Below are 26,357 nucleotides of genomic sequence, written 5' to 3'. Positions count from 1 at the left end.
CGTTAGGGCTGGAAGAGCGACGCGGCCTTAACTGAGGTTCTCCCATGAAAAAAGATATTCACCCGAAATACGAAATGATTACTGCAAACTGCTCTTGCGGTAACTCTATCCAGATCCGCTCTACCGTGGGTCACGATCTGAACCTGGACGTGTGCGGCAAATGCCACCCGTTCTACACTGGTAAGCAGCGTGATGTTGCAACCGGTGGCCGTGTTGACCGCTTCAACAAGCGTTTCAGCATCCCGGGCGCTAAATAAGTTTCCCGAAAAAAAGGCACCGCAAGGTGCCTTTTTTGTATCCGCTTCTCAGTATTCCCACGTCTCCGGGTCAATACCCAGTTCACGCATGATCACCTTCGCCTCTTCCGGGATTTCGTCGCTACGCTCTTTGCGCAGATCGTCATCGTTCGGCAACGGTTGGCCGGTAAACGCATGCAGGAACGCTTCGCACAGCAGTTCGCTGTTGGTCGCGTGACGCAGGTTGTTCACCTGACGACGCGTGCGTTCATCGGTGAGGATCTTCAACACCTTCAGAGGAATGGAAACCGTAATTTTCTTTACTTGCTCACTCTTCTTACCGTGCTCAGCGTATGGGCTGATATATTCGCCGCTCCATTCAGCCATGAGATACCTTTAATCCTCTCAGTCATTAATCTAAAGGTGCAAACCGGTCACTGCCCGTTTTGAACCGTAATCTTGCGTAGTTTACCGTAGAGACGATACCGTGGCACGGATATTGCCGCTGCAGCGTGCACTAAAGCATATAATTTTAACGGCTATTTGCGCATTGCTCAATCTATACGCAAAGAAGTTTAGATGTCCAGATGTATTGACGTCCATACTTTCAATGTTTACTCTGGTGGCTGACTTTTCACCTCATTCGCCAGGAAGCCCTCACCATGACGCGTAAACAGGCCACGATCGCAGTGCGTAGCGGATTAAATGATGACGAGCAGTACGGCTGCGTTGTCCCGCCCATTCATCTTTCCAGCACCTACAATTTCACCGGATTTAATGAACCGCGCGCGCATGACTACTCGCGTCGCGGCAACCCTACGCGTGATGTAACCCAGCGCGCGCTGGCGGAACTGGAAGGCGGCGCGGGTGCGGTATTAACCAATACCGGTATGTCTGCCATTCACCTGGTGACCACGGTGTTCCTGAAGCCTGGCGATCTGCTGGTTGCGCCGCACGACTGTTACGGCGGCAGCTATCGTCTGTTTGACAGCCTGGCAAAGCGCGGCTGCTACCGCGTGCTGTTTGTCGATCAAAACGACGAACAGGCGCTGAAACAGGCGCTGGCAGAGAAGCCGAAGCTGGTTCTGGTGGAAAGTCCAAGCAACCCATTGTTGCGCGTTGTCGACATTGCGAAAATTTGTCAGCTCGCAAGGGATGCGGGAGCGATAAGTGTAGTGGATAATACCTTCCTCAGTCCGGCCCTTCAGAACCCGTTAGCACTGGGTGCGGATCTGGTATTGCATTCATGCACTAAATATCTGAACGGCCATTCTGACGTGGTGGCGGGCGTGGTGATTGCAAAAGATCCCGACGTTGTCACGGAACTGGCATGGTGGGCTAATAACATCGGCGTCACCGCGGGCGCGTTCGACAGCTACCTGCTGTTGCGCGGCATCCGCACGCTGTCGCCGCGCATGGACGTGGCGCAGCGTAATGCCCAGGCGATTGTCGATTTCCTGAAAACCCAGCCGCTGGTGAAGAAGCTTTATCACCCGTCGCTGCCGGAAAACCAGGGGCATGAGATTGCCGCGCGCCAGCAGAAGGGATTTGGCGCGATGTTAAGTTTTGAACTGGACGGTGACGAGCAAACGCTGCGTCGCTTCCTGAGCGGGCTGTCATTGTTTACGCTGGCGGAATCCTTAGGTGGGGTTGAAAGCTTGATCTCCCACGCCGCGACCATGACGCACGCAGGTATGGCACCGGAAGCACGTGCCGCCGCCGGGATTTCCGAGACGCTGCTGCGTATCTCGACCGGTATTGAAGATTCTGAAGATTTAATTGCCGATCTGGAAAATGGCTTCCGGGTCGCAGCCAAGGGGTAATCATGAGTGTGATAGCGCAGGCAGGGGCGAAGGGTCGTCAGCTGCACAAGTTTGGTGGTAGTAGTCTTGCTGATGTGAAATGTTATCTGCGCGTCGCAGGGATCATGACCGAATATTCACAGCCGGGTGACATGATGGTTGTCTCGGCGGCGGGCAGCACCACCAACCAGTTGATTAGCTGGCTGAAACTGAGCCAGACCGATCGCCTTTCTGCGCATCAGGTGCAACAGTCCTTACGTCGTTACCAGAGCGAGCTGATTGCCGGCCTGCTGCCTGCGGACGTGGCGGACGGGCTGATCAGCGCCTTCACGCATGACCTTGAGCGTCTGGCTGCTCTGCTGGACAGCGGGATTACCGACGCGGTGTATGCCGAAGTGGTGGGCCACGGTGAAGTGTGGTCCGCGCGCCTGATGGCCGCCGTACTGCAACACCTGGGCGTAGACGCGGCCTGGCTCGACGCGCGTGATTTCCTGCGTGCGGAACGCGCCGCGCAGCCGCAGGTGGACGAAGGGTTGTCCTATCCGCTGCTGCAACAGCTGCTGGTGCAGCATCCGGGCAAACGTATTGTCGTCACCGGCTTTATCAGCCGCAGCAACGCCGGTGAAACCGTGCTGCTGGGCCGTAACGGCTCGGACTACTCGGCAACGCAGATCGGTGCCCTGGCGGGCGTGTCCCGCGTCACCATCTGGAGCGACGTGGCCGGTGTCTACAGCGCGGACCCGCGTAAAGTGAAAGATGCCTGCCTGCTTCCGCTGCTGCGTCTCGACGAAGCGAGCGAGCTGGCGCGTCTGGCGGCCCCGGTGCTGCACGCGCGCACGCTGCAGCCGGTTTCCGGCAGCGATATTGACCTGCAGCTGCGCTGTAGCTATACGCCGGATAAGGGGTCTACCCGCATTGAGCGCGTGCTGGCGTCCGGCACGGGCGCGCGCATTGTCACCAGCCACGACGACATCTGCCTGATTGAGTTCCAGGTCCCTGCGGGTCAGGACTTCAGGCTGGCGCATAAAGATATCGACACGATCCTGAAACGCGCCCAGGTGCGTCCGCTGGCCGTTGGCGTGCATAACGATCGTCAACTGCTGCAGTTCTGCTATACCGCCGAAGTGGCGGACAGCGCGCTGAAAATTCTCGACGAAGCGGGCCTGCCGGGCGAGCTTCGCCTGCGTCAGGGGCTGGCGCTGGTGGCGATGGTCGGCGCGGGCGTCACCCGTAACCCGCTGCACTGCCACCGCTTCTGGCAGCAGCTGAAGGGCCAGCCGGTAGAGTTCACCTGGCAGTCGGAAGAGGGGATCAGCCTGGTCGCCGTGCTGCGTAAAGGCCCAACCGAAAGCCTGATTCAGGGTCTGCACACCTCGCTGTTCCGCGCGGAAAAACGCATCGGCCTGGTGCTGTTTGGCAAGGGTAACATCGGTTCCCGCTGGCTGGAGCTGTTCGCCCGCGAACAGGTCACGCTTTCGGCGCGTACCGGGTTTGAATTTATTCTTGCGGGCGTGGTGGATAGCCGCCGCAGCCTGCTGAACTACGAAGGGCTGGACGCCAGCCGGGCGCTTGCCTTCTTTAACGATGAAGCGGTTGAGCAGGATGAAGAGTCGCTGTTCCTGTGGATGCGCGCGCACCCGTATGACGATCTGGTGGTGCTGGACGTCACCGCCAGCGAACAGCTTGCCGATCAGTATCTGGATTTCGCCAGCCACGGTTTCCACGTCATCAGCGCCAACAAGCTGGCGGGGGCGAGCAGCACCGATAAATACCGTCAGATCCACGACGCGTTTGAAAAAACGGGCCGCCACTGGCTCTATAATGCCACCGTTGGCGCGGGCCTGCCGGTTAACCATACCGTGCGTGACCTGATTGAAAGCGGCGACAGCATTCTGGCGCTGAGCGGGATCTTCTCCGGCACGCTCTCCTGGCTGTTCCTGCAGTTTGACGGCACCGTACCGTTCACCGACCTGGTGGATCAGGCGTGGCAGCAGGGCTTAACCGAGCCCGATCCGCGCGTTGACCTCTCCGGTAAAGACGTGATGCGCAAGCTGGTGATCCTGGCGCGTGAAGCCGGTTATGACATCGAGCCGGATTCCGTACGCGTCGAGTCGCTGGTGCCTGCGGGCTGCGAAGAAGGTTCTGTTGACCACTTCTTCGAAAACGGCGACGAGCTGAATGACCAGATGGTGCAGCGTCTGGAAGCGGCAAACGAGATGGGGCTGGTGCTGCGCTACGTGGCGCGTTTCGAGGCGAACGGTAAGGCGCGTGTGGGTGTCGAGGCGGTGCGTCCTGACCATCCGCTGGCGGCCCTGCTGCCGTGCGATAACGTCTTCGCCATTGAAAGCCGCTGGTACCGCGATAACCCGCTTGTGATCCGCGGCCCGGGCGCGGGGCGCGATGTCACCGCTGGGGCTATCCAGTCCGATATTAACCGTCTGGCTAAGCTGCTGTAAAAAGTGAATTTCCCTCTCCCTGTGGGAGAGGGTTAGGGTGAGGGCATCAGACCGCGCTCACCCTTATCATGAACTCCCTTCATCTTCCCTGAGCAAACCTCACCGTTATTGTGATTATTTCTGTTGACGTCACGCCGCTTTTCCGTCATTTTTACATCTGGACGTCTAAACGTATAGAAGTTCACAACACAACAGACAATGACACGCGAGAGATAGAGGTAAGGTATGAGCTTTTTTCACGCCAACCAGCGGGAAGCACTGAATCAGAGCCTGGCCGAAGTAAACGGCCAGATTAACGTCTCTTTTGAATTTTTCCCGCCGCGCACCAGTGAAATGGAGCAAACCTTGTGGAGCTCTATCGATCGCCTGAGCAGCCTGAAGCCGAAGTTTGTCTCCGTGACCTACGGCGCCAACTCCGGCGAGCGTGACCGCACGCACAGCATTATTAAAGGCATCAAAGATCGTACCGGTCTGGAAGCAGCGCCGCATCTGACCTGTATTGACGCCACCCGCGATGAGTTGCGCGCCATTGCCCAGGACTACTGGAACAACGGGATTCGCCATATCGTTGCCCTGCGTGGCGATCTGCCGCCGGGAAGCGGCAAGCCGGACATGTACGCTACCGATCTGGTCGCGCTGCTGAAAGACGTTGCTGATTTTGATATCTCCGTGGCCGCCTACCCTGAAGTCCACCCGGAAGCGAAAAGCGCCCAGGCGGATTTGCTTAACCTGAAGCGTAAGGTGGAGGCCGGTGCCAACCGCGCCATCACCCAGTTCTTCTTTGACGTGGAAAGCTATCTGCGCTTCCGCGACCGCTGCGTCTCGGCAGGTATCGACGTCGAAATTATCCCGGGCATTCTGCCAGTCTCTAACTTCAAACAGGCGAAGAAGTTCGCCGATATGACCAACGTTCGCATTCCGCTGTGGATGTCCAAAATGTACGAAGGGCTGGACGATGACGCGGAAACCCGCAAGCTGGTGGGGGCCAATATCGCGATGGACATGGTGAAGATCTTAAGCCGCGAAGGGGTGAAAGACTTCCACTTCTACACGCTTAACCGCGCGGAGATGAGCTACGCCATTTGTCATACGCTGGGCGTTCGTCCGGCGTAATCAGCAAAAAGCCTTCATAAAGTGAGGGCTTTTTAATCATATAAAAAGTTAAAAGGTATTAACTATCGAATCTGTGGATTAATTCAACTATATCTTATTGCTAGTGGTGTATATCGTAACGGTATCACTGTAAAGGGAGCATAGCGATGAGCACGTCAGACGAGACCAATAACGCGGCATCCGCCGGCAAATGTCCGTTCCATCAGGGCGGCGTCGATCACAGCGCGGGCGCAGGTACCGGCAGCAAAGAGTGGTGGCCTAAACAACTCCGCATCGATCTTCTAAACCAACATTCCAACCGTTCGAACCCTCTGGGTGAAGACTTCGACTACCGCCAAGAATTCAGCAAGCTCGACTATTCCGCCCTCAAGGGCGATCTCAAAGCCCTGTTAACCGATTCTCAACCGTGGTGGCCTGCCGACTGGGGCAGCTACGCGGGTCTGTTTATTCGCATGGCCTGGCACGGTGCCGGTACTTACCGCTCCGTTGACGGACGCGGCGGTGCCGGACGCGGCCAACAGCGCTTTGCGCCGCTGAACTCCTGGCCTGATAACGTCAGCCTGGATAAAGCGCGCCGCCTGCTGTGGCCAATCAAGCAAAAATACGGACAAAAAATCTCCTGGGCCGACCTGTTTATTCTCGCGGGTAACGTGGCGCTGGAGAACTCCGGCTTCCGCACCTTTGGTTTTGGCGCCGGTCGTGAAGACGTCTGGGAACCGGATCTGGACGTGAACTGGGGTGATGAAAAAGCCTGGCTGACCCACCGTGACCCGGAAGCACTGGCGAAGCGCCCGCTGGCGGCCACCGAAATGGGGCTGATTTACGTGAACCCGGAAGGGCCAAACGCCAGCGGTGAACCGCTGTCTGCTGCGGCGGCGATCCGCGCCACCTTTGGCAACATGGGTATGAACGACGAAGAGACCGTCGCGCTGATTGCCGGCGGCCATACGCTCGGTAAAACCCACGGCGCGGGTGAAGCCACGCACGTAGGTACCGATCCGGAAGCCTCGCCGATTGAAGCGCAGGGCTTAGGCTGGGCCAGCACGCACGGCACCGGTATTGGCGCTGACGCCATCACCTCCGGGCTGGAAGTCATCTGGTCGCAAACTCCGACCCAGTGGAGCAACTACTTCTTCGAGAACCTGTTCAAATACGAATGGGTGCAGACCCGCAGCCCGGCAGGCGCGATTCAGTTTGAAGCCGTGGATGCGCCGGAAATCATGCCAGACCCGTTTGACCCGTCGAAAAAACGTAAGCCAACCATGCTGGTCACCGACCTGACGCTGCGTTTCGACCCGGAATTCGAGAAAATTTCCCGTCGCTTCCTGAACGATCCGCAGGCCTTTAACGAAGCCTTCGCGCGCGCGTGGTTCAAACTGACCCACCGTGATATGGGGCCAAAAGCGCGATACATCGGCCCGGAAGTGCCGAAAGAAGATCTGATTTGGCAGGATCCGCTGCCTCAGCCGGTGTTCCATCCGACGCAGGAAGACATTGAAAGCCTGAAAGCGGAAATCGCGGCCTCTGGCCTCTCCGTGAGCGAGCTGGTTTCAGTGGCATGGGCGTCTGCATCGACCTTCCGCGGCGGCGACAAGCGCGGCGGTGCCAACGGCGCGCGTCTGGCGCTGGCTCCTCAGCGCGACTGGGATGTGAACGCCGCGGCGGTACGTGCGTTACCGGCTCTGGAAGCTATTCAGCGCACCACCAATAAAGCCTCGCTGGCGGATATCATCGTGCTGGCGGGCGTTGTGGGCGTTGAGCAGGCGGCGAAAGCCGCGGGCGTTTACGTCAACGTGCCGTTCACGCCGGGCCGTGTGGATGCACGTCAGGATCAGACGGATATCGAGATGTTTAACCTGCTCGAACCGATTGCCGACGGCTTCCGCAACTACCGTGCGCAGGTGGATGTGTCCACGACGGAATCATTGCTGATTGATAAGGCCCAACAGCTGACCCTGACCGCACCTGAGCTGACGGTGCTGATCGGCGGCCTGCGCGTACTGGGCACGAACTTTGATGGCAGTAAGAACGGAGTATTCACCAACCGCGAGGGCGTGCTGAGCAACGACTTCTTCGTGAACCTGCTGGATATGAATACCCAGTGGAAAGCGACCGACGATTCAAACGAGCTGTTTGCCGGTAGCGATCGTGCCAGCGGTGAAGTGAAATACACCGCGACCCGCGCCGACCTGGTCTTCGGTTCGAACGCCGTCCTGCGCGCACTGGCCGAGGTTTACGCCAGCAGCGATGCGCACGAGAAGTTTGTCCGTGACTTCGTTGCCGCATGGGCGAAGGTGATGGATTTGGATCGGTTTGACGTGAAGTAGCCATTGTGCCGGGTGGCGGCTACGCCTTACCCGGCCTACGGGCAAAAAAATCCCCGCTGATGCGGGGATTTTTATTGATGCTATTTACGCCCACTCCTGCAAAAACCGCTGCCCGTACTGGTCTGCGACCAGCAGCGCCGCATAGACCTGATCCGGCGTGACGCCGCCAGGCATGTTGTGGATCGTTTCTCCTTCCGCACAAGAGGCTTCGGCAATCAGACGCATTTTGGCCGGAATATCCTCTTTGATGTTTAGCTGCGCCAGGGTGATCGGCAGCCCTACGCTGTGGCAAAGCGCCGCGACGGTCTCAATTTCTTCTACCGGCGCGTTTTCCAGCACCAGCTGCGTCAGCGTACCAAACGCCACTTTTTCCCCATGATAGAAGTGATGCGCGTCAGGCACCGCCGTCATGCCGTTATGAATAGCGTGTGCAGCCGCCAGCCCGCCACTTTCAAAGCCGACGCCGCTGAGATAGGTGTTGGCTTCGATAATGCGTTCCAGCGCAGGCGTTACCACATGCTGTTCCGCCGCCAGCATCGCTTTTTCACCCTCTTCAACCAGCGTGTTGTAGCACAGCTCGGCGAGCGCTAATGCCGCCTGTGTGCATTTACCCCCGGCCATGGTGGTCGCGCCGCTGCGCGAGCAGGCGCGTGCTTCAAACCAGGTCGCCAGCGCGTCGCCAATCCCGGCGGCCAGCAGACGTGCAGGCGCACCTGCTACCACTTTCGTATCCACAATGACCATGTTCGGGTTGTGCGGCAGCATCAGGTAGCGATCGAACTCGCCGCTGTCGGTGTAAATAACGGAAAGGGCGCTGCACGGCGCGTCGGTGGAAGCGATAGTCGGCGCAATGGCGACCGGTACGTCCATAAAGTGAGCCAGCGCTTTCGCGGTATCAAGCGTTTTACCGCCACCAATCCCCAGTACTGCCAGGCAGTCGGCGCTGTCGGCCAACTTTTTCAGGCGATCGATTTCATTTTGCGAACATTCGCCGCCAAACGGCGCGATTTCGGCATGCAGTTCGGCTTTTTTAAAACTCTGGCGCAGGGTGTCTTCGGCAAAACCCAGCACAAACTTATCGCCGACGATCAGCCAGCGGTTTGCCAGGGGTTTCAGATAGTCGCCGAGACGGGTCAGCACATCCGCGCCCTGGATATATTTCCCCGGCGATTGAATGATACGGTCCATAACAGTTCTCCCTTAGAGATTGAGGTTACCAAACGCGTTTTTCCAGTCCTGCTCGAACTTTTCTATGGCCGACTCTACCGCTGGGGTACCGAGCATTTGTTGCGCTACGTCTAAGGGGAGCGTGATTGCCTCGCATCCGGCCAGCAGGCAGTCCAGCGCCTGACGCGGTGTTTTAAAGCTGGCAGCCAGCATCATGCTTTCCGGCGCATGCAGTTCCAGCAGGGACTGCAGCTCCTGTACCATGCCAATACCGTCGCCGCCCTGTGCGTCGACGCGGTTGACGTATGGCGCAACGTATTTCGCGCCTGCCAGCGCGGCCAGTAAACCCTGAGCGGCGCTGTAAACGGCGGTGCCCAGCGTGGTAATACCCTCTCTTTTCAGCCCTTTAATGGCGATAAGCCCCTGCGCGGTGACCGGAATTTTCACCACAATACCCGGGATGGCGTTACTCAGACGTTTGGCCTCCGCCACCATGCCTTCGGCGTCGCGGCTCATGGTTTGAGCAAACAGCGTACCCTCCGGCCCGACGGCTTTTTGCAGCCGCGGCAGCACGTCCCAGATGGATTCACGGCTGGCGGCAATGATGCTTGGGTTGGTGGTGACGCCCGCGATGGGGAAGATGCGTGCAAGGCGTTCCACTTCCGCCACGTTCGCGGTATCCAGATACAGTTCCATTATTATTCCTTAAGTCAGAAAGGTTGAATAAAGGATAAGGCCCGGCTGAGTGCGGCGGATACAGGTCAATTTTGCCAAATACTGGACAAATGTAATGTCCTTAGCGAAGTGCGATAGCGATCACAATGCTATTTTTTGGCGATAAGCTGGCTGTGATACTGGCGACGATATTCGGAAGGGGAACGCTCGGTGTGCTTGCGAAAGAGGCGACAAAAGTAGTTGCTGTCAGGAAATCCGCAGCGTGCGGCAATATCTTTAATTTTGAGATCGTAGCCTTTCAGCAGCTGGCGCGCATGTTCCAGCCGCGTTTGTGTCAGATACTCGTTGAATCCCACGTGGCCGATCTTCTGAAAGAGATGGGAAAGGTAATTCGGCGAGATGTAGAACGCCTGTGCCACGGATTCGCGCGTTAACGAAGAGGCGTAATTTTCTTCGATATAGCTACGAACGGCTTCGAATAGCGCCCGGCTACGGTTAGCGGTGTGGATGTCACTGCCAAGCAGATCCCGGCAGTGGCTGAGCAAGCTTAATACCACCAGCATGGCTGTGTCTTGCTCGTCTGGCTGCATCTGTAATTCGGTGAGCGCTTGCAGAAGAAACGCACCCGTTCGCGGGCCACGCCGGGGAACCTGTAACTGCTGCAAAAGCGCGTTGTCACGCTGTAAATCGAGAGTCAGCTGCTGCTTACCGAAATGTATGCTCAGGACGTTAGGCGGTGGAAGCGTGATGTGTCCAAAGGATGAAAATATCGCCTCACAGGGGGGAACAAGGGTAATGACGAGGCAGGGAGATGTTCGGGGATGCTGTTCAGCCAGCGCTGAGAAATGAATCTGGCCCAGCGGTAACGTACGGTTCACCAGGTCAGCCAAAATTCGGGTGATATCGGAATACATGAGAAGACTACCGAAACCTGCCGGGCGGCGCTAAAAACGCCTGCCCGGCATAAAGCATTACCCAGTGTTACGCATACCCGCCGCAACGCCCGCAATCGTCACCATCAGCGCCTGTTCAACGCGAGGATCCGGCTCTTTACCTTCCTCTTCCGCCAGACGGGAACGGTGCAGCAGTTCAGCCTGTAAAACGTTCAGCGGGTCGGTGTAGATGTTACGCAGCTGGATTGACTCGGCAATCCACGGCAGGTCCGCCATCAGGTGCGAGTCGTTGGCGATGTCCAGCACCACTTTAATGTCGCCTTCCAGCAGTTCGCGCAGTTCTTTACCCAACGCCCACAGCTCTGGTTTCACCAGCCGCTGGTCGTAGTATTCCGCCAGCCACAGGTCGGCCTTCGAGAAGACCATCTCCAGCATGCCCAGACGGGTAGAGAAGAAGGGCCAGTCGCGGCACATGGTTTCCAGTTCGTTCTGTTTGCCGTCTTCCACCACTTTTTGCAGCGCGGCACCGGCACCCAGCCAGGCGGGCAGCATCAGGCGGTTCTGCGTCCAGGCGAAGATCCATGGAATGGCGCGCAGTGATTCAACGCCACCGGTCGGGCGACGCTTTGCAGGACGCGAGCCCAGCGGCAGTTTACCCAGCTCCTGTTCAGGCGTGGCCGAGCGGAAGTAAGGTACAAAATCTTTGTTTTCACGCACGTAGCCGCGGTACAGATCGCAGGAGATGTCTGACAGCTCGTCCATGATGCGGCACCAGGATTCTTTTGGCTCCGGCGGTGGCAGCAGGTTCGCTTCCAGGATCGCGCTGGTATAGAGCGACAGGCTGCTGATGGTCACTTCCGGCAGGCCGTACTTAAAGCGGATCATCTCGCCCTGCTCGGTCACGCGCAGGCCGCCTTTCAGGCTTCCCGGCGGCTGTGACAGCAGTGCTGCGTGAGCAGGTGCGCCACCGCGGCCAATGGAGCCGCCGCGACCGTGGAACAGGGTCAGCTCAATACCGGCTTTCTCGCAGGTTTTGATCAGCGCATCCTGAGCCTGATACTGCGCCCAGGACGCCGCCATCACGCCCGCATCTTTCGCGGAGTCGGAATAGCCAATCATTACCATCTGCTTGCCCTGAATAAAGCCGCGATACCAGTCGATGTTAAGCAGTTGGGTCATGACGTCGTTGGCGTTGTTCAGGTCGTCGAGGGTCTCAAACAGCGGGGCGACTGGCAGGGCGTAGTCGATGCCCGCTTCTTTCAGCAGAAGATGAACGCCCAGCACGTCGGACGGGGTTTTCGCCATAGAGATCACGTAGGCGGCCACCGATCCTTTCGGCGCATCGACGATCGCTTTACAGGTGTTGAGCACCTCGCGGGTGTCGTTGCTTGGCTCCCAGTTGCGCGGCAGCAGAGGGCGCTTGGAGTTCAGCTCGCGGATCAGGAACGCCTGCTTGTCGGCTTCGGACCAGCTTTCATAGTCGCCGATGCCGAGATAGCGGGTCAGCTCGCCCAGCGCTTCGGTATGACGGGTACTTTCCTGACGCACGTCGATACGCACCAGCGGTACGCCGAAACACTTCACGCGGCGCAGGGTATCGAGCAGTTCGCCGTTGGCGATGATGCCCATCCCGCAGGCCTGGAGTGATTTATAGCAGGCGTACAGCGGCTCCCAGAGCTGTTCGTTCTGGCTCAGCAGACCTTCCGGCTTCGGCAGGCGCTGGCCTTTAAGGCGCGCTTCCAGCCACGCCTGGGTGGCCATCAGCTGACCGCGCAGCTTTTTCATCAGGAAGCGGTACGGCTCGCTGGCACCTTCTTCACCGGCCAGCGCGCGCAGTTCCGGCGTCGCTTCAACCATCGACAGCTCGGAGATCAGCACCTGAATATCCTTCAGGAACAGGTCGGTCGCTTTCCAGCGGCTCAGCAGCAGAACGTGACGGGTGATTTCCGCGGTCACGTTCGGGTTGCCGTCGCGGTCACCGCCCATCCAGGAGGTGAAACGAACCGGAACGAAATCGACCGGCAGGCGGTAGCCGAGGTTCTCTTCCAGCTGTTCGTTCAGCTCGCGCAGGTAGTTTGGTACCCCTTCCCACAGGCTGTTTTCCACCACCGCAAAGCCCCATTTGGCTTCGTCGACCGGGCTTGGGCGATGCTTACGAATTTCATCGGTATGCCAGGACTGGGCAATCAGCTGGCGCAGACGGCGCATCAGCTGGTTGCGCTCGTAGTCGGCAATGTCTTTGTTATCCAGCTGCTTCAGGCAGCTGTTTACTTCCACCATCTTGTGGATCAGCGTACGACGGGTGATTTCGGTTGGGTGTGCGGTCAGCACCAGCTCCAGCGAAAGGGACTCCACCGCTTTTTTGATGGTGGCTTCGTTGAGGTCTGGCTGGTCTTTCAGTTTACGAAGGGTGCGGGCAATGACTTCCGGGTTGCTGGCCGCTTCGCCGTTTGGCGAAATGCTGTGGTATTGCTCAGCGGTGTTTGCCAGGTTCAGGAACTGGCTGAAGGCGCGGGCAACGGGCAGCAGCTCATCGTTAGAGAGGTTCTGCAAAGTGGTGAGCAGCTCCTGACGACTGGCCTCGTTACCGGCACGGGAAGATTTAGACAGCTTGCGGATGGTTTCAACGCGGTCGAGGATGTTCTCCCCTAATGCGTCTTTGATGGTATCTCCAAGCACTTTGCCGAGCATGCTGACATTACTACGCAACGCGGAATATTGTTCGTTCATAAAAACCCAGTCACCCCATCATTTTTGTTTATGCCCAGGCGAAAATCTTCTGGACATTATTTTGTCATCTCCCTTTATAAAGCCACGTAAAACCCCCGTCGTCAATTGCTGCGAAAACGGTTCAGCAAACGAATAAATGCGGGCAATTTACGAAATTTAATTCGCATTGCGTCAGATAAGAGATGCTTATGGAAATGTGACGGTGATCATGCGATTTGTTGCCCTCACCCGAACCCTCTCCCACGGGGAGAGGGTACTTTTCGGTGCGGTTTTAATGCCAGCAGAAGTGATGCACAACCTGGGTAATCAGCTCGCGGGTGGGCTTGATGAAGCGGGTTTCCAGATATTCATCCGGCTGGTGGGCCTGGTTAATGGAGCCAGGGCCGAGGACCAGCGTCGGGCAAAGCGTTTGAATAAACGGCGCTTCGGTGCAGTAGTTCACCACGTCGGTTTTCTCGCCGAGCAGTTTTTCCACCACCTGAACCAGCTGATGGTCTGGCGGGCATTCGTAGCCCGGGATTGGCGGATGCAGTTCGGAGACTGTCAGGCGTCCCGGCCAGCGCTCGCTCACCGGGGCCAGCGCTTCGTTCAGCAGGCCATCCAGATCGCTCAGCGTCATGCCCGGCAGCGGACGGATATCCATATGCAGTTCGCAACAGGCGCAGATGCGGTTGGACGCATCGCCGCCGTGCAGGCTACCGAGGTTCAGCGTCGGATACGGCACGGTGAATGCCTCGTAGTGATACCGCTCTTTCAAATCGTCGCGCAGGGTCATAATGCGGCCGATGGCGTCGTGCATCAGCTCAATGGCGTTCACGCCGCGCGCCGGATCGCTGGAGTGGCCGGACTGGCCCAGCACGCGCACCGCGGTAGAAATATGGCCTTTGTGCGCACGAATCGGCTGCAGAGAGGTCGGTTCACCGATGATCGCGCAGTCCGGACGAATCGACGTGTTTTCAGAGAAATAACGTGCGCCCGCCATGCTGGTCTCTTCATCGGCGGTTGCCAGAATGTAGAGCGGTTTTTTCAGCTTCGTCACGTCCACGTCACGCAGCGCGTCGAGGATAAAGGCGAAGAAGCCTTTCATGTCGGCGGTGCCCAGACCGTAGAGCTTGTTGTCATGCTCGGTCAGGGTGAACGGATCGCGCGTCCAGCGGCCATCGTCAAACGGTACGGTGTCGGTATGGCCGGCCAGCAGCAGGCCGCCCGCGCCGGTTCCGGTGCTGGCGAGCAGGTTAAATTTGTGGCGGGTTCCGGGGACGGGCTGAACCTCAACGTTAAACCCAAGATCGCTAAACCAACCCGCCAGCAGATTGATTAAAGACTCATTGCTCTGATCCAGCGCTTCTTCGGTCGCACTGATGGACGGTGTGGCAATCAGGGCGCGGTAGATCTCGATAAATGGCGGTAAGTTCATTTTCATTGTTGACACACCTTAGGTCGTGATAGTATCAATATTCATGCAATAAATGTGAATAAAAATACATTAACGTTGAGCATAAAGGAACCCGATGTTGAATACGCTGATTGTAGGCGCTAGCGGTTATGCGGGCGCAGAGCTTGTAAGCTACGTAAATCGCCACCCTCATATGACCATAACCGCTTTGACCGTGTCAGCGCAAAGCAATGATGCAGGAAAGTTAATTTCCGATTTGCATCCGCAGCTTAAGGGCATGGTCGATCTGCCGCTGCAGCCGATGTCTGACATCAGCGAGTTTACCGACGGCGTCGACGTGGTGTTTTTAGCCACCGCGCACGAGGTCAGCCACGACCTGGCGCCGCAGTTCCTGGCGGCCGGCTGCGTGGTGTTTGACCTCTCCGGCGCGTTCCGCGTTAACGACGGCGCGTTCTACGAAAAATATTACGGCTTCACTCATCAGCATCCGGATCTGCTTGAAAAAGCGGTGTACGGCCTGGCGGAGTGGAGTGCGGATAAACTGAAAGAAGCGGACCTGATTGCCGTTCCGGGCTGCTACCCGACGGCGGCACAGCTCTCCCTGAAGCCGCTGATCGACGCCGGTCTGCTGGATCTAAGCCAGTGGCCGGTGATCAACGCCACCAGCGGCGTGAGCGGTGCGGGGCGCAAGGCCGCTATCTCCAACAGCTTCTGCGAAGTGAGCCTTCAGCCGTATGGCGTGTTTAATCACCGTCATCACCCTGAAATCACGACGCATCTGGGCGCGGACGTCATTTTTACCCCGCACCTGGGCAGCTTCCCGCGCGGGATCCTCGAAACCATCACCTGCCGCCTGAAGTCGGGCGTGACGAAAGAGCAGGTGAGCGAGGCCTTCACGCAGGCGTATGCGGATAAACCGCTGGTGCGTCTGTACGACAAAGGCGTGCCGGCGCTCAAAAACGTGGTTGGCCTGCCGTTCTGCGATATCGGCTTTGCCGTACAGGGCGAGCATCTGATTGTGGTCGCCGCAGAAGATAACTTACTCAAAGGCGCTGCCGCACAGGCAATGCAGTGTGCAAATATTCGTTTCGGCTTCCCGGAAACGCAGGCTCTTATTTAAGGTGTGATGATGAACCCATTAATTATCAAACTCGGTGGTGTACTGCTGGACAGCGAAGAAGCGCTGGAGCGCCTGTTTACCGCGCTGGTGAACTATCGCGAATCGCACCAGCGTCCGCTGGTGATTGTGCACGGCGGCGGCTGCGTGGTGGATGAGCTGATGAAAGGGCTGAATCTGCCGGTGAAAAAGAAAAATGGCCTGCGCGTCACGCCTGCTGACCAGATTGACATCATTACCGGCGCGCTGGCGGGCACGGCGAACAAAACGCTGCTGGCATGGGCGAAGAAACACCATATTGCGTCCGTTGGCCTCTACCTGGGCGACGGTGACAGCGTAAAAGTGACCCAGCTCGACGAAGAGCTCGGCCATGTTGGACTGGCGCAGCCAGGTTCGCCTAAGCTGATTAACACCCTGCTGGAAGGCGGTTTCCTGCCGGTGGTGAGCTCTATCGGCGTGACCGAAGAGGGCGAGCTGATGAACGTTAACGCGGACCAGGCGGCAACCGCGCTGGCGGCCACGCTGGGCGCAGACCTGATCCTGCTCTCCGACGTGAGCGGTATTCTCGACGGTAAAGGCCAGCGCATAGCGGAAATGACCGCCGCCAAAGCCGAGCAGCTGATCGCTCAGGGCATTATTACCGACGGCATGATCGTCAAAGTGAACGCTGCGCTGGATGCGGCGCGCACGCTGGGCCGCCCGGTGGATATCGCCTCCTGGCGTCACGCGGAGCAGCTCCCGGCGCTGTTTAACGGCACGCCGATTGGCACGCGTATTCTGGCGTAAGTTTTTTATTGAATGACCGTAGGCCGGGGTAAGCGAAGCGCACCCGGCGGAACTAACGAATAAAGGAACGATGTTATGGCACTTTGGGGTGGGCGTTTTACACAGGCAGCGGATCAACGGTTCAAACAGTTCAACGACTCTTTGCGCTTCGACTACCGCCTGGCCGAACAGGATATTGTCGGCTCTGTGGCCTGGTCCAAAGCGCTGGTGACCGTTGGCGTACTGACCGCAGACGAACAGCAGCAGCTGGAAGAGGCGCTGAACAACCTGCTGGAAGAGGTGCGTCTGGATCCGCAGCAAATCCTGCAGAGCGATGCCGAAGATATTCACAGCTGGGTGGAAGGCAAGCTGATCGACAAGGTCGGCCAGCTGGGTAAAAAGCTGCACACCGGCCGTAGCCGTAACGACCAGGTCGCCACCGACCTGAAGCTGTGGTGTAAAGAGACCGTTGGCGAACTGCTGGCGGCCAACCGTCAGCTTCAAAGTGCGCTGGTAGAGACCGCGCAGAACAATCAGGACGCGGTGATGCCGGGTTATACCCACCTGCAGCGCGCGCAGCCGGTGACCTTTGCGCACTGGTGTCTGGCCTACGTTGAGATGCTGGCGCGTGACGAAAGCCGTCTGCAGGATACCCTGAAGCGTCTGGACGTCAGCCCGCTGGGCAGCGGCGCGCTGGCCGGTACGGCGTATGAAATCGACCGCGAGCAGCTGGCAGGATGGCTGGGCTTTGCCTCCGCCACCCGCAACAGCCTGGACAGCGTCTCTGACCGTGACCACGTGCTGGAGCTGCTCTCCAATGCCTCTATCGGGATGGTGCATCTTTCGCGCTTTGCCGAAGACCTGATCTTCTTTAACTCCGGTGAAGCGGGCTTCGTTGAGCTGTCCGACCGCGTGACCTCAGGCTCATCCCTGATGCCGCAGAAGAAAAACCCGGACGCGCTGGAGCTGATCCGCGGCAAGTGCGGTCGCGTGCAGGGCGCGCTGACCGGCATGATGATGACCCTGAAAGGGCTGCCGCTGGCGTATAACAAAGATATGCAGGAAGACAAGGAAGGGCTGTTCGACGCGCTCGACACCTGGCTGGACTGTCTGCACATGGGCGCGCTGGTGCTGGACGGCATTCAGGTGAAACGTCCGCGCTGCCAGGAAGCGGCGCAGCAGGGCTATGCCAACTCTACCGAACTGGCGGACTACCTTGTCGCGAAGGGCGTACCGTTCCGTGAAGCGCACCATATTGTGGGCGAAGCGGTAGTGGAAGCGATTCGTCAGGGTAAAGCCCTTGAAGAGCTGGCGCTTGCCGACCTGCAAAAATTCAGCGCGGCGATCGGGGAGGATGTGTACCCGATTCTGGCGCTGCAGTCCTGCCTGGATAAACGTGCGGCGAAAGGCGGCGTGTCGCCGAAGCAGGTGGCGCAGGCAATTGCGGATGCGAAAAACCGCCTGATTTGAACCGTGCGGGCTGGTGCCCTCACCCCGGCCCTCTCCCACAGGGAGAGGGAGAAAAACGGAGCCTGGCTTAGCGCCAGGCTTTTTTACGCAAAAAAAAAGCGGACCACGGGGTCCGCAAAAGTTCACGTTGGCTTTAGTTGTTCGAGTTTTGAGAGAAACTCGCTGACGGTGCGGGGACGTCAAGGGTCAAACACGGCCGCCTCGTCTATGTGGCGTATTATTCAACAGAATGCTTGATAGGGATAATCGTTCATTGCTATGCTATCTATCGCCATGAACTATCGTGGCGACGGAGGATGAATAATGAATATTCGTGATCTTGAATACCTGGTAGCGTTAGCCGAGCATCGTCACTTTCGCCGCGCGGCAGATTCCTGCCACGTCAGCCAGCCGACGCTGAGCGGGCAGATCCGCAAGCTGGAAGACGAGCTGGGCGTGATGCTGCTGGAGCGCACCAGCCGTAAGGTGCTGTTCACCCAGGCCGGTCTTCTGCTGGTGGATCAGGCGCGCACCGTGCTGCGCGAGGTCAAAGTGCTCAAGGAAATGGCAAGCCAGCAGGGAGAGGCCATGTCCGGCCCGCTGCATATTGGCCTGATCCCAACCGTTGGCCCGTACCTGTTACCGCACATCATTCCGATGCTGCACCAGACGTTCCCGAAACTCGAAATGTATCTGCACGAAGCGCAAACCCATCAGCTGCTGGCGCAGCTGGACAGCGGCAAGCTCGACTGCGCCATTCTGGCGCTGGTAAAAGAGAGCGAAGCGTTTATTGAAGTACCGCTGTTCGATGAGCCGATGATGCTGGCGATCTATGAAGATCACCCGTGGGCGAACCGCGATCGCGTTCCGATGGCCGATCTGGCCGGGGAAAAGCTGCTGATGCTGGAAGACGGTCACTGCCTGCGCGATCAGGCGATGGGTTTCTGCTTCGAAGCGGGCGCTGACGAAGATACCCACTTCCGCGCAACCAGTCTGGAAACGCTGCGTAATATGGTGGCGGCGGGAAGCGGTATTACGTTGCTGCCTGCGCTGGCCGTGCCGCGCGAGCGTAAGCGTGATGGCGTGGTGTACCTGCCGTGCATTAAGCCGGAGCCGCGTCGCACCATTGGCCTGGTGTATCGCCCAGGGTCACCGCTGCGCAGCCGCTATGAGCAACTGGCAGAGGCCATCCGCGGTGCGATGGATGGCCATTTCGACAGCGCGTTAAAACAGGCGGTTTAAGCCGTTCAGCGCGGCTACCCGATAGGCTTCTGCCATGGTCGGGTAGTTAAAGGTGGTGTTAACGAAGTACTCAATGGTGTTACCACCGCCTTTCTGCTCCATGATTGCCTGACCGATATGAATGATTTCCGCCGCGCGTTCACCAAAGCAGTGAATCCCGAGGATCTCTTTCGTCTCGCGATGGAACAGAATTTTCAGCGTACCTACGCTCATCCCCACGATCTGCGCCCGCGCCAGATGTTTAAACTGGGCACGACCTACCTCGTAAGGCACCTTCATTGACGTCAGCTGCTGCTCGGTTTTCCCGACAGAACTGATTTCCGGAATGGTGTAGATCCCCGTCGGGATATCCTCGATCAGATGCGCCGTCGCTTCGCCTTTCACCAGCGCCTGAGCGGCAATGCGGCCCTGATCGTAAGCGGCGGAGGCCAGGCTCGGGTAGCCAATTACGTCGCCAACCGCGTATACGTGCGGTAGCGCGGTCTGATACATGCTGTTGACCTTCAGCTGACCGCGGCTGTCTGTTTCAAGCCCGATATTTTCCAGCCGCAGTGAATCGGTATTGCCGGTACGGCCGTTGGCGTACAGCAGGCAGTCGGCTTTCAGCTTCTTACCGGACTTCAGGTGCATGATCACACCGTCATCGCAGCCTTCTATTTTCTCGTACTCTTCGTTGTGGCGAATCACCACGCCGCTGTTCCAGAAGTGGTAGGAGAGAGAGTCTGACATTTCCTGATCGAGGAACGCCAGCAGGCGGTCGCGGGTGTTAATCAGGTCAACTTTGACATCCATTCCGCGGAAGATCGACGCGTATTCGCAGCCGATGACCCCTGCGCCATAGATAATGACGTGGCGGGGTTCATGGTGCAGGCTCAGAATGGAGTCGCTGTCGTAGACGCGTGGGTGTGAGAAGTCGACGTCGGCCGGATGGTAAGGGCGTGAACCGCAGGCAATCACAAATTTTTCAGCGGTGATCGTCTCAATCGAACCGTCGTGGCATTCGAGTGCCAGGGTGTGTTCATCCACAAAATGCGCGTTGCCCTGCAGGATTTCACAATGGTTACGCTCATAAAAGCCCTGACGCATGCGCGTCTGCTGGTTAATGACGGTATCCGCGTGATTCAGGATGTCGGCAAAGGAGGAACGAAGAAGTCGGGAGTGGTCGCTGTAAAGAGGGTTCTGGTTAAATTCGATAATGCGGCTAACGGCGTGGCGGAGGGCTTTCGAAGGGATGGTGCCCCAGTGGGTGCAACCGCCGCCGACATTATGGTAGCGCTCGATGACCGCTACTCTGGCTCCCTGTTTCACCAGACCCATAGCAGCACCTTCGCCGCCGGGGCCGGAACCAATAACTATTGCGTCGTAATCGTAGGAATGTGGCATGGCAAGGCTTACCTGTTCTTATACATAAAAGCAACAGAATCATAACATCATTGCCAGGGTAACCCAATTATCGTTGTGCTTTTTTCCGGCAGTGGAGCACAAACCGCACGTAAACAATCATTCACAAAGCTGAGCAAACAGATTAATTTTATTCTCTGGTATAGTGCCATCAGGCCTTTGGAAGGATTCAACTATCGTGATGGGCGTAAGAGCACAACAAAAAGAGAAAACCCGGCGTTCGCTGGTGGAAGCCGCATTCAGTCAACTGAGTGCTGAGCGGAGTTTTGCCAGTTTGAGCCTGCGCGAAGTCGCACGCGAGGCCGGGATTGCGCCAACGTCCTTCTATCGTCACTTCCGTGATGTGGATGAACTGGGCCTGACCATGGTCGACGAGAGCGGTTTGATGCTGCGCCAGCTGATGCGCCAGGCGCGTCAGCGTATCGCAAAAGGGGGCAGCGTGATCCGCACCTCCGTGTCGACGTTTATGGAATTTATCGGCAATAACCCCAACGCGTTTCGTCTGCTTCTGCGCGAGCGTTCGGGCACATCGGCAGCGTTTCGTGCCGCCGTCGCGCGGGAAATTCAGCACTTCATCGCGGAACTTGCCGACTATCTTGAACTCGAAAACCATATGCCGCGTGCCTTTACTGAAGCACAGGCCGAGGCAATGGTGACGATTGTGTTCAGCGCGGGTGCCGAAGCGCTGGACGTCAGCATTGAACAACGCAAGCAGCTTGAAGAGCGACTGGTATTGCAGCTCAGGATGATCTCCAAAGGCGCGTACTACTGGTATCGCCGTGAACAAGAGAAACTGGCACATCAAACCGAAGAGTGAAGGTGAGTAATGAAACAGTCAGGTCAGGATAAAGGGACGCTGTTGCTGGCATTGATCGCTGGCTTATCCATTAATGGCACGTTTGCCGCTATTTTTAGCTCCATCGTGCCATTTTCGATTTTCCCGCTTATTGCGCTGGTGCTGACGGTCTACTGCCTGCATCAGCGTTACCTGAACCGTACGATGCCGGTCGGGTTACCGGGGCTGGCCGCTGCCTGTTTTATTCTGGGCGTATTGCTGTATAGCACCGTGGTGCGCGCGGAGTATCCGGATATCGGCTCTAACTTCTTCCCTGCGGTACTGTCCGTGGCGCTGGTGTTCTGGATTGGCTCGCGCATGCGTAGCCGCAAGAGCCAACTGCCAGAGTAATGAGGTCTGAGTAGGGCAGGTAAGCGAAGCGCCACCTGCCAAAAACGCCGGCGAGTTACTTCGCCGTGAGCAGTACACCGCACTCCATATGGTGCGTATACGGGAACTGATCGAACAGCGCCAGACGTTCAACCTTGTGCGTCTGGCTTAATGTTTCCAGATTCTTGCACAGCGTCTCCGGGTTACAGGAGATGTACAAAATACGCGGGTACGCCTGCACCATCTTCTCGGTTTCGCTGTCCAGGCCGCTACGCGGCGGGTCGACAAAAATCGTCTCACACTGATAGCTCTTCAAATCGATCCCTTCCAGGCGGTTAAACTGGCGTACACCGTTCATGGCCTGGGTGAACTCTTCTGCCGCCATGCGAATGATCTGGACGTTATCGATATGGTTAGCGGCGATGTTGTACTGCGCGGCCGCTACCGACGGCTTGGCGATTTCCGTTGCCAGCACGCGTTCGAAGTTACGCGCCAGCGCCAGCGAGAAGTTGCCGTTACCGCAGTACAGCTCAAGCAGATCGCCCTTAGATCCTTCCGTCGCCTTCAGCGCCCACTCCAGCATCTGCACGTTCATCGCGGCATTCGGCTGGGTGAAGCTGTTCTCCACCTGACGGTAAACCATCTCTTTACCCGCCACCGGCAGACGCTCGTCGACGTAATCCTGATCCAGCATGATTTTGGTTTTGGTCGCGCGGCCAATCAAGTGCACGTTGATGTTCTGCGCACGCAGCGCATCGCGCAGGGCTTCGGCCTGCTCGCGCCATTCGTCGGTCAGCGCTTTGTGGTACAGCAGAGAGACAATCGCCTGATTGCTTTGCGTGGTCAGATAGTCAATCTGGAACAGCTTGTGGCGCAGCACCGGATTGTTGCGCACGCCTTCAATGATCAGCGTCATCAGCTGGTTGATAAGCTCGCTCGCTGCCGGGAAGCTGTCCACGCGAATGCGTGATTTGGTCTGCTGATCGAAAATGATGTGGTACAGGTCGTCGCCGTCATGCCAGATGCGGAACTCGGCGCGCATGCGGTAGTGGCTGACAGGGGAGCGGAACACCTCGGGAACGGGCGCGTTGAAAGGCGTCATCATACTTTGCAGGCGGACAACTTTCTCGGCCAGCTGCGCGTCGTACTGTTCTGTCGGGAGGTGTTCTGGGGTCATGATGCGTCCTGAGTGATAAAGAATTACGCGGGGATTGTAGGGATTGTTCAGGGGATGTCCAGATTTAATGGCCAATAGCTGTCTGGACATCTATACGTGTCTAATTGTAGCATTCTGTTTCCGGTCTCCTGAGAGTGAAAAGGGAATCCAGTGAAAATCTGGAGCTGACGCGCAGCGGTAAAGACTGGCGGGATGAGAGCTGTAGACACTGTGAAAATGGGAAGTCTTCATCCGTATAACGCCACCTAGCCCGAAGACCTGCCGGGATCACGTCGCATTTGGTTTCATCATCGCGTGCTATAGATGAGGCCTGCGGCATCCTTCTTATATTGTGGATGCTTTAACAATGATTAAAAAAGTATCGCTGTTGACGGCGCTGTCCGTCACGGCATTTTCGGGCTGGGCGCAGGATAGCGCTGACTCGTTGGTGGTGACGGCAAATCGTTTTGAACAACCTGAAAAAACTATTCTGGCAGCAACGTCGGTGGTTACGCGTGCCGATATTGACCGCTGGCAGTCAACCTCGGTGCTGGACGTTATGCGTCGCTTGCCCGGCGTGGACACGGCGCAAAGTGGCGGGATGGGGCAACTCTCTTCTCTCTTTATCCGTGGCACCAACTCCAGCCACGTCCTGATTCTCGTTGACGGCATCCGCCTTAACCAGGCGGGCGTCACGGGGTCGTCCGATCTCAGCCAGTTCCCGATCTCCCTGGTGCAGCGTATCGAATATGTGCGTGGACCGCGTTCGGCGGTATACGGCTCGGATGCGATTGGCGGTGTAGTCAACATTATTACCACTCGCACGAAGGACGGTACGACGCTGAATGCCGGCGTAGGGTCGCACGGTTACCAGAATTATGGCGGCAGTACCCAGCAAACGCTGGGCGACAGCACGCGCGTCACGCTGGCGGGGGATTACACCTATACCAAAGGTTTCGATGTGGTTGCGGACGGCAACAATGGTGGCCTTGCCCAGACCGATCGCGACGGCTTTATGAATAAAACGCTCTACGGTGCGGTGGATCACGCATTCTCAGACCAGTGGAGCGGATTTGTTCGCGGCTTTGGCTACAGCAACCGTACGGCCTATGACGGTTACTACAGCTCATTTACCCCTGACGTGCTGGTCGATACCCGACAGCTCTATAGCCAGACCTGGGACGCAGGATTACGCTTTAACGAGGACATCTTCCATTCACAGCTGCTCACCAGCTATAGCCACAGCAAAGACTATAACTACGACCCTAATTTGGGCCGTTACGATTCGACGGCCACGCTGGATGAAATCAAACAGTACAACGTCCAGTGGCTCAACTCCGTTGATGTGGGGCACGGGAACATTGGTGCGGGCGTTGACTGGCAGAAGCAGAGCACCGAGCCGGGTACAAACTACGTGACCAACGGCTACAACCTGCGTAACACCGGCGTCTACCTGACCGGGCTGCAGCAGCTGGGCGATTTCACTCTGGAAGGGGCGGTTCGCAGCGATGACAACTCTCAGTTTGGTCGCCATGGCACCTGGCAAAGCAGTGCAGCGTGGGAGTTCGTGGACGGTTACCGCTTCATTGCTTCTTATGGTACGGCCTATAAGGCCCCGAATCTGGGTCAACTCTATGGCTTCTATGGCAATGACCATCTTGATCCAGAAGAGAGCAAGCAGTGGGAAGGGGCGTTTGAAGGCCTGACGGCAGGCGTGAGCTGGCGCGTGTCTGGCTATCGTAATGACGTTGATAATCTCATCGACTTTAATAATAACCTTCAGGAATATTACAACGTCGGTAAAGCACGCATTAAGGGTGTGGAAGCGACGGCGTCGTTTGATACAGGTCCGTTGACGCATACCGTTGGCTACGACTATGTGGATGCCCGCAATGCGGCGACCAACGAACTTCTGGACCGTCGTGCTAAGCAGCAGGTGAAATATCAGCTCGATACGCAGATCTATGATTTCGACTGGAGCCTGACGTATCACTATCTCGGCACGCGTTACGACACTGATTTTGGTTCTTATCCGTCAGAAAAAGTGAAAATGGGCGGTGTGAGCCTGTGGGATGTCGCAGTTTCATATCCGGTCACCTCACACCTCACAGTTCGTGGTAAAATAGCCAACCTGTTCGATAAAGATTACGAGACAGTTTATGGCTACCAAACTGCAGGACGGGAATACACCTTGTCTGGCAGCTACACCTTCTAATCCGCGCCCTACCGTGCTGGTGTTTGATTCCGGCGTCGGTGGGCTTTCGGTCTACGATGAGATTCGGCATCTCCTGCCGGATCTCCATTACATCTACGCCTTCGATAACGTCGCTTTTCCGTATGGGGAAAAGAGTGAGGACTTTATCGTTGAGCGTGTGGTTGAAATCGTCACCGCGGTACAAAAGCGCTATCCCCTTGCGCTGGCGGTCATTGCCTGTAATACGGCGAGCACCGTTTCTCTTCCCGCCCTGCGTGAAAAATTCCAGTTCCCGGTTGTGGGCGTTGTTCCTGCCATAAAGCCTGCCGCGCGCCTGACGGCGAACGGTATCGTGGGCTTGCTGGCCACGCGTGGCACGGTGAAGCGTCCTTATACCCGCGAGCTGATCGACCGTTTTGCTAACGAATGCCAGATTGCAATGCTTGGCTCCGCAGAGCTGGTGGAGATGGCGGAAGCGAAACTGCACGGCGAGACGGTATCGCTCGAAGAGCTGCGTCGTATTCTTCGTCCGTGGCTGCGGATGCCCGAACCTCCGGATACGGTTGTGCTGGGCTGCACCCACTTCCCTCTCTTGCAGGAAGAGCTATTAGAAGTGCTTCCGGAGGGGACGCGGCTGGTGGATTCTGGTGCGGCGATCGCCCGTCGTACGGCCTGGCTGCTGGAGCATGAAGCGCCGGATGCGAAATCTACCGATGCAAATATCGCATTTTGCATGGCTATCACGAAAGAGACTGAGCAACTTTTACCCGTTTTACGCCGTTATGGCTTTGAAACGCTCGAAAAACTGGCGCTGTAGCACGGTTTTGAGCAAAAAAGAGACGGTTGAAAGTTTTTTTTAAAAGAGGGGTTGTCAACGTCTGAGAACTCCCTATAATGCGCCTCCACTGACACGGAACAACGGCTTACAGGCCGCCGGGTTAGCGGGGTTCAGAGATGAACGCCAACAGAGAAAAGTGAAAATAACGGGTTGACTCTGAAAGAGGAAAGCGTAATATACGCCACCTCGCAACGGTGAGCGAAAGCCGCGTTGCAACTGCTCTTTAACAATTTAT

21 protein-coding genes and 1 riboswitch are annotated in these 26,357 nt (G+C 57.3%); of the genes, 13 read left to right on the top strand and 8 right to left on the bottom strand.

What is annotated here, in order from left to right:
- The first annotated feature begins 44 nt into the window (after nucleotides 1-44).
- Nucleotides 45-257: a 50S ribosomal protein L31 gene (gene rpmE, locus IM284_RS14780; RefSeq protein ID WP_003862040.1), complete on the top strand. Its 213-nt coding sequence runs from the start codon at nucleotides 45-47 to the stop codon at nucleotides 255-257.
- Between the two features lie 48 nt (nucleotides 258-305).
- Here rpmE and metJ read toward each other — a convergent pair whose 3' ends face one another.
- Nucleotides 306-623, bottom strand: a complete 318-nt coding sequence (gene metJ / locus IM284_RS14775) for a met regulon transcriptional regulator MetJ (protein ID WP_003862042.1) — start codon at nucleotides 621-623, stop codon at nucleotides 306-308.
- A 275-nt stretch (nucleotides 624-898) separates the two neighbouring features.
- Between metJ and metB the strand changes: the two genes are divergently transcribed.
- From metB to katG, 4 genes are all read left to right on the top strand, one after another.
- Nucleotides 899-2,059, top strand: coding sequence for a cystathionine gamma-synthase (metB, locus tag IM284_RS14770; RefSeq protein WP_021242813.1), 1,161 nt, complete (start codon nucleotides 899-901; stop codon nucleotides 2,057-2,059).
- A gap of 2 nt (nucleotides 2,060-2,061) precedes the next feature.
- A complete protein-coding gene (locus tag IM284_RS14765; protein ID WP_047366800.1) occupies nucleotides 2,062-4,494 on the top strand; it encodes a bifunctional aspartate kinase/homoserine dehydrogenase II in 2,433 nt (810 codons plus the stop codon).
- Between the two features lie 225 nt (nucleotides 4,495-4,719).
- Nucleotides 4,720-5,607, top strand: coding sequence for a methylenetetrahydrofolate reductase (gene metF, locus IM284_RS14760; protein WP_041911801.1), 888 nt, complete (start codon nucleotides 4,720-4,722; stop codon nucleotides 5,605-5,607).
- A gap of 146 nt (nucleotides 5,608-5,753) precedes the next feature.
- Nucleotides 5,754-7,934, top strand: a complete 2,181-nt coding sequence (gene katG / locus IM284_RS14755; RefSeq protein WP_047366801.1) for a catalase/peroxidase HPI — start codon at nucleotides 5,754-5,756, stop codon at nucleotides 7,932-7,934.
- An 84-nt stretch (nucleotides 7,935-8,018) separates the two neighbouring features.
- Here the strand turns inward: katG and IM284_RS14750 are convergent, their stop codons facing one another.
- The 5 genes from IM284_RS14750 to argE form a co-directional block, all read right to left on the bottom strand.
- Entirely contained in the window at nucleotides 8,019-9,122 is a 1,104-nt protein-coding gene (locus tag IM284_RS14750) for a glycerol dehydrogenase (RefSeq protein WP_047366802.1), read from the bottom strand.
- A gap of 12 nt (nucleotides 9,123-9,134) precedes the next feature.
- Complete coding sequence (fsa, locus tag IM284_RS14745) at nucleotides 9,135-9,797, bottom strand: fructose-6-phosphate aldolase (RefSeq protein ID WP_047366803.1); 663 nt, start codon at nucleotides 9,795-9,797, stop codon at nucleotides 9,135-9,137.
- A 128-nt stretch (nucleotides 9,798-9,925) separates the two neighbouring features.
- Nucleotides 9,926-10,690: an AraC family transcriptional regulator gene (locus tag IM284_RS14740; RefSeq protein ID WP_047366804.1), complete on the bottom strand. Its 765-nt coding sequence runs from the start codon at nucleotides 10,688-10,690 to the stop codon at nucleotides 9,926-9,928.
- A 57-nt stretch (nucleotides 10,691-10,747) separates the two neighbouring features.
- Nucleotides 10,748-13,399: a phosphoenolpyruvate carboxylase gene (gene ppc, locus IM284_RS14735; protein ID WP_041911805.1), complete on the bottom strand. Its 2,652-nt coding sequence runs from the start codon at nucleotides 13,397-13,399 to the stop codon at nucleotides 10,748-10,750.
- A 271-nt stretch (nucleotides 13,400-13,670) separates the two neighbouring features.
- Nucleotides 13,671-14,822, bottom strand: a complete 1,152-nt coding sequence (argE, locus tag IM284_RS14730; RefSeq protein ID WP_028014830.1) for an acetylornithine deacetylase — start codon at nucleotides 14,820-14,822, stop codon at nucleotides 13,671-13,673.
- A gap of 88 nt (nucleotides 14,823-14,910) precedes the next feature.
- Here argE and argC point away from each other — a divergent pair, with 88 nt between their 5' ends.
- The 4 genes from argC (at nucleotide 14,911) to oxyR (ending at nucleotide 19,368) form a co-directional block, all read left to right on the top strand.
- A complete protein-coding gene (gene argC / locus IM284_RS14725) occupies nucleotides 14,911-15,915 on the top strand; it encodes an N-acetyl-gamma-glutamyl-phosphate reductase (RefSeq protein WP_047366805.1) in 1,005 nt (334 codons plus the stop codon).
- 6 nt (nucleotides 15,916-15,921) lie between these two features.
- A complete protein-coding gene (gene argB, locus IM284_RS14720; protein WP_098946274.1) occupies nucleotides 15,922-16,698 on the top strand; it encodes an acetylglutamate kinase in 777 nt (258 codons plus the stop codon).
- Nucleotides 16,699-16,773: 75 nt separating this feature from the next.
- Nucleotides 16,774-18,147 carry an argininosuccinate lyase gene (gene argH, locus IM284_RS14715; protein ID WP_047366806.1) on the top strand — a complete coding sequence of 458 codons (1,374 nt, stop codon included), beginning with the start codon at nucleotides 16,774-16,776 and terminating at the stop codon, nucleotides 18,145-18,147.
- A gap of 303 nt (nucleotides 18,148-18,450) precedes the next feature.
- The gene (oxyR, locus tag IM284_RS14710; RefSeq protein WP_025758848.1) at nucleotides 18,451-19,368 is read left to right on the top strand and encodes a DNA-binding transcriptional regulator OxyR; all 918 of its coding nucleotides are present in this window, start codon (nucleotides 18,451-18,453) and stop codon (nucleotides 19,366-19,368) included.
- On the opposite strand, the gene sthA is transcribed toward oxyR, so the two are convergent.
- A complete protein-coding gene (gene sthA / locus IM284_RS14705; protein WP_045260262.1) occupies nucleotides 19,351-20,751 on the bottom strand; it encodes a Si-specific NAD(P)(+) transhydrogenase in 1,401 nt (466 codons plus the stop codon). The genes oxyR and sthA overlap by 18 nt on opposite strands.
- Nucleotides 20,752-20,947: 196 nt before the next feature.
- Here sthA and fabR point away from each other — a divergent pair, with 196 nt between their 5' ends.
- Together fabR and IM284_RS14695 are read left to right on the top strand one after the other, a co-directional pair.
- Entirely contained in the window at nucleotides 20,948-21,586 is a 639-nt protein-coding gene (gene fabR / locus IM284_RS14700; protein WP_008501784.1) for an HTH-type transcriptional repressor FabR, read from the top strand.
- Between the two features lie 9 nt (nucleotides 21,587-21,595).
- The gene (locus IM284_RS14695) at nucleotides 21,596-21,955 is read left to right on the top strand and encodes a YijD family membrane protein (protein ID WP_008501783.1); all 360 of its coding nucleotides are present in this window, start codon (nucleotides 21,596-21,598) and stop codon (nucleotides 21,953-21,955) included.
- A 55-nt stretch (nucleotides 21,956-22,010) separates the two neighbouring features.
- Here IM284_RS14695 and trmA read toward each other — a convergent pair whose 3' ends face one another.
- A complete protein-coding gene (gene trmA / locus IM284_RS14690) occupies nucleotides 22,011-23,111 on the bottom strand; it encodes a tRNA (uridine(54)-C5)-methyltransferase TrmA (protein ID WP_045631472.1) in 1,101 nt (366 codons plus the stop codon).
- A gap of 104 nt (nucleotides 23,112-23,215) precedes the next feature.
- A riboswitch (cobalamin riboswitch) is annotated at nucleotides 23,216-23,392 on the top strand.
- 65 nt (nucleotides 23,393-23,457) lie between these two features.
- Between trmA and btuB the strand changes: the two genes are divergently transcribed.
- Together btuB and murI are read left to right on the top strand one after the other, a co-directional pair.
- On the top strand, nucleotides 23,458-25,305 hold the full coding sequence (gene btuB / locus IM284_RS14685; RefSeq protein ID WP_047366807.1) for a TonB-dependent vitamin B12 receptor BtuB: 1,848 nt from the start codon (nucleotides 23,458-23,460) through the stop codon (nucleotides 25,303-25,305).
- Nucleotides 25,250-26,101, top strand: coding sequence for a glutamate racemase (gene murI / locus IM284_RS14680; protein WP_028014824.1), 852 nt, complete (start codon nucleotides 25,250-25,252; stop codon nucleotides 26,099-26,101). The genes btuB and murI overlap by 56 nt, the downstream gene beginning before the upstream one ends.
- The last annotated feature ends 256 nt before the right edge of the window (nucleotides 26,102-26,357 follow it).

Source organism: Enterobacter cloacae complex sp. P12RS, assembly GCF_014895875.1.
Classification (GTDB): domain Bacteria; phylum Pseudomonadota; class Gammaproteobacteria; order Enterobacterales; family Enterobacteriaceae; genus Enterobacter; species Enterobacter bugandensis.
This window is presented reverse-complemented; position numbering and strand designations above follow the sequence as displayed.

Excerpts from the sequence above, each read along its gene's own strand:
- rpmE (WP_003862040.1), top strand. The coding sequence starts at position 45 with ATGAAAAAAGATATTCACCCGAAATACGAAATGATTACTGCAAACTGC.
- metJ (WP_003862042.1), bottom strand. The coding sequence starts at position 623 with ATGGCTGAATGGAGCGGCGAATATATCAGCCCATACGCTGAGCACGGT.
- metB (WP_021242813.1), top strand. The coding sequence starts at position 899 with ATGACGCGTAAACAGGCCACGATCGCAGTGCGTAGCGGATTAAATGAT.
- IM284_RS14765 (WP_047366800.1), top strand. The coding sequence starts at position 2,062 with ATGAGTGTGATAGCGCAGGCAGGGGCGAAGGGTCGTCAGCTGCACAAG.
- metF (WP_041911801.1), top strand. The coding sequence starts at position 4,720 with ATGAGCTTTTTTCACGCCAACCAGCGGGAAGCACTGAATCAGAGCCTG.
- katG (WP_047366801.1), top strand. The coding sequence starts at position 5,754 with ATGAGCACGTCAGACGAGACCAATAACGCGGCATCCGCCGGCAAATGT.
- IM284_RS14750 (WP_047366802.1), bottom strand. The coding sequence starts at position 9,122 with ATGGACCGTATCATTCAATCGCCGGGGAAATATATCCAGGGCGCGGAT.
- fsa (WP_047366803.1), bottom strand. The coding sequence starts at position 9,797 with ATGGAACTGTATCTGGATACCGCGAACGTGGCGGAAGTGGAACGCCTT.
- IM284_RS14740 (WP_047366804.1), bottom strand. The coding sequence starts at position 10,690 with ATGTATTCCGATATCACCCGAATTTTGGCTGACCTGGTGAACCGTACG.
- ppc (WP_041911805.1), bottom strand. The coding sequence starts at position 13,399 with ATGAACGAACAATATTCCGCGTTGCGTAGTAATGTCAGCATGCTCGGC.
- argE (WP_028014830.1), bottom strand. The coding sequence starts at position 14,822 with ATGAAAATGAACTTACCGCCATTTATCGAGATCTACCGCGCCCTGATT.
- argC (WP_047366805.1), top strand. The coding sequence starts at position 14,911 with ATGTTGAATACGCTGATTGTAGGCGCTAGCGGTTATGCGGGCGCAGAG.
- argB (WP_098946274.1), top strand. The coding sequence starts at position 15,922 with ATGATGAACCCATTAATTATCAAACTCGGTGGTGTACTGCTGGACAGC.
- argH (WP_047366806.1), top strand. The coding sequence starts at position 16,774 with ATGGCACTTTGGGGTGGGCGTTTTACACAGGCAGCGGATCAACGGTTC.
- oxyR (WP_025758848.1), top strand. The coding sequence starts at position 18,451 with ATGAATATTCGTGATCTTGAATACCTGGTAGCGTTAGCCGAGCATCGT.
- sthA (WP_045260262.1), bottom strand. The coding sequence starts at position 20,751 with ATGCCACATTCCTACGATTACGACGCAATAGTTATTGGTTCCGGCCCC.
- IM284_RS14695 (WP_008501783.1), top strand. The coding sequence starts at position 21,596 with ATGAAACAGTCAGGTCAGGATAAAGGGACGCTGTTGCTGGCATTGATC.
- trmA (WP_045631472.1), bottom strand. The coding sequence starts at position 23,111 with ATGACCCCAGAACACCTCCCGACAGAACAGTACGACGCGCAGCTGGCC.
- btuB (WP_047366807.1), top strand. The coding sequence starts at position 23,458 with ATGATTAAAAAAGTATCGCTGTTGACGGCGCTGTCCGTCACGGCATTT.
- murI (WP_028014824.1), top strand. The coding sequence starts at position 25,250 with ATGGCTACCAAACTGCAGGACGGGAATACACCTTGTCTGGCAGCTACA.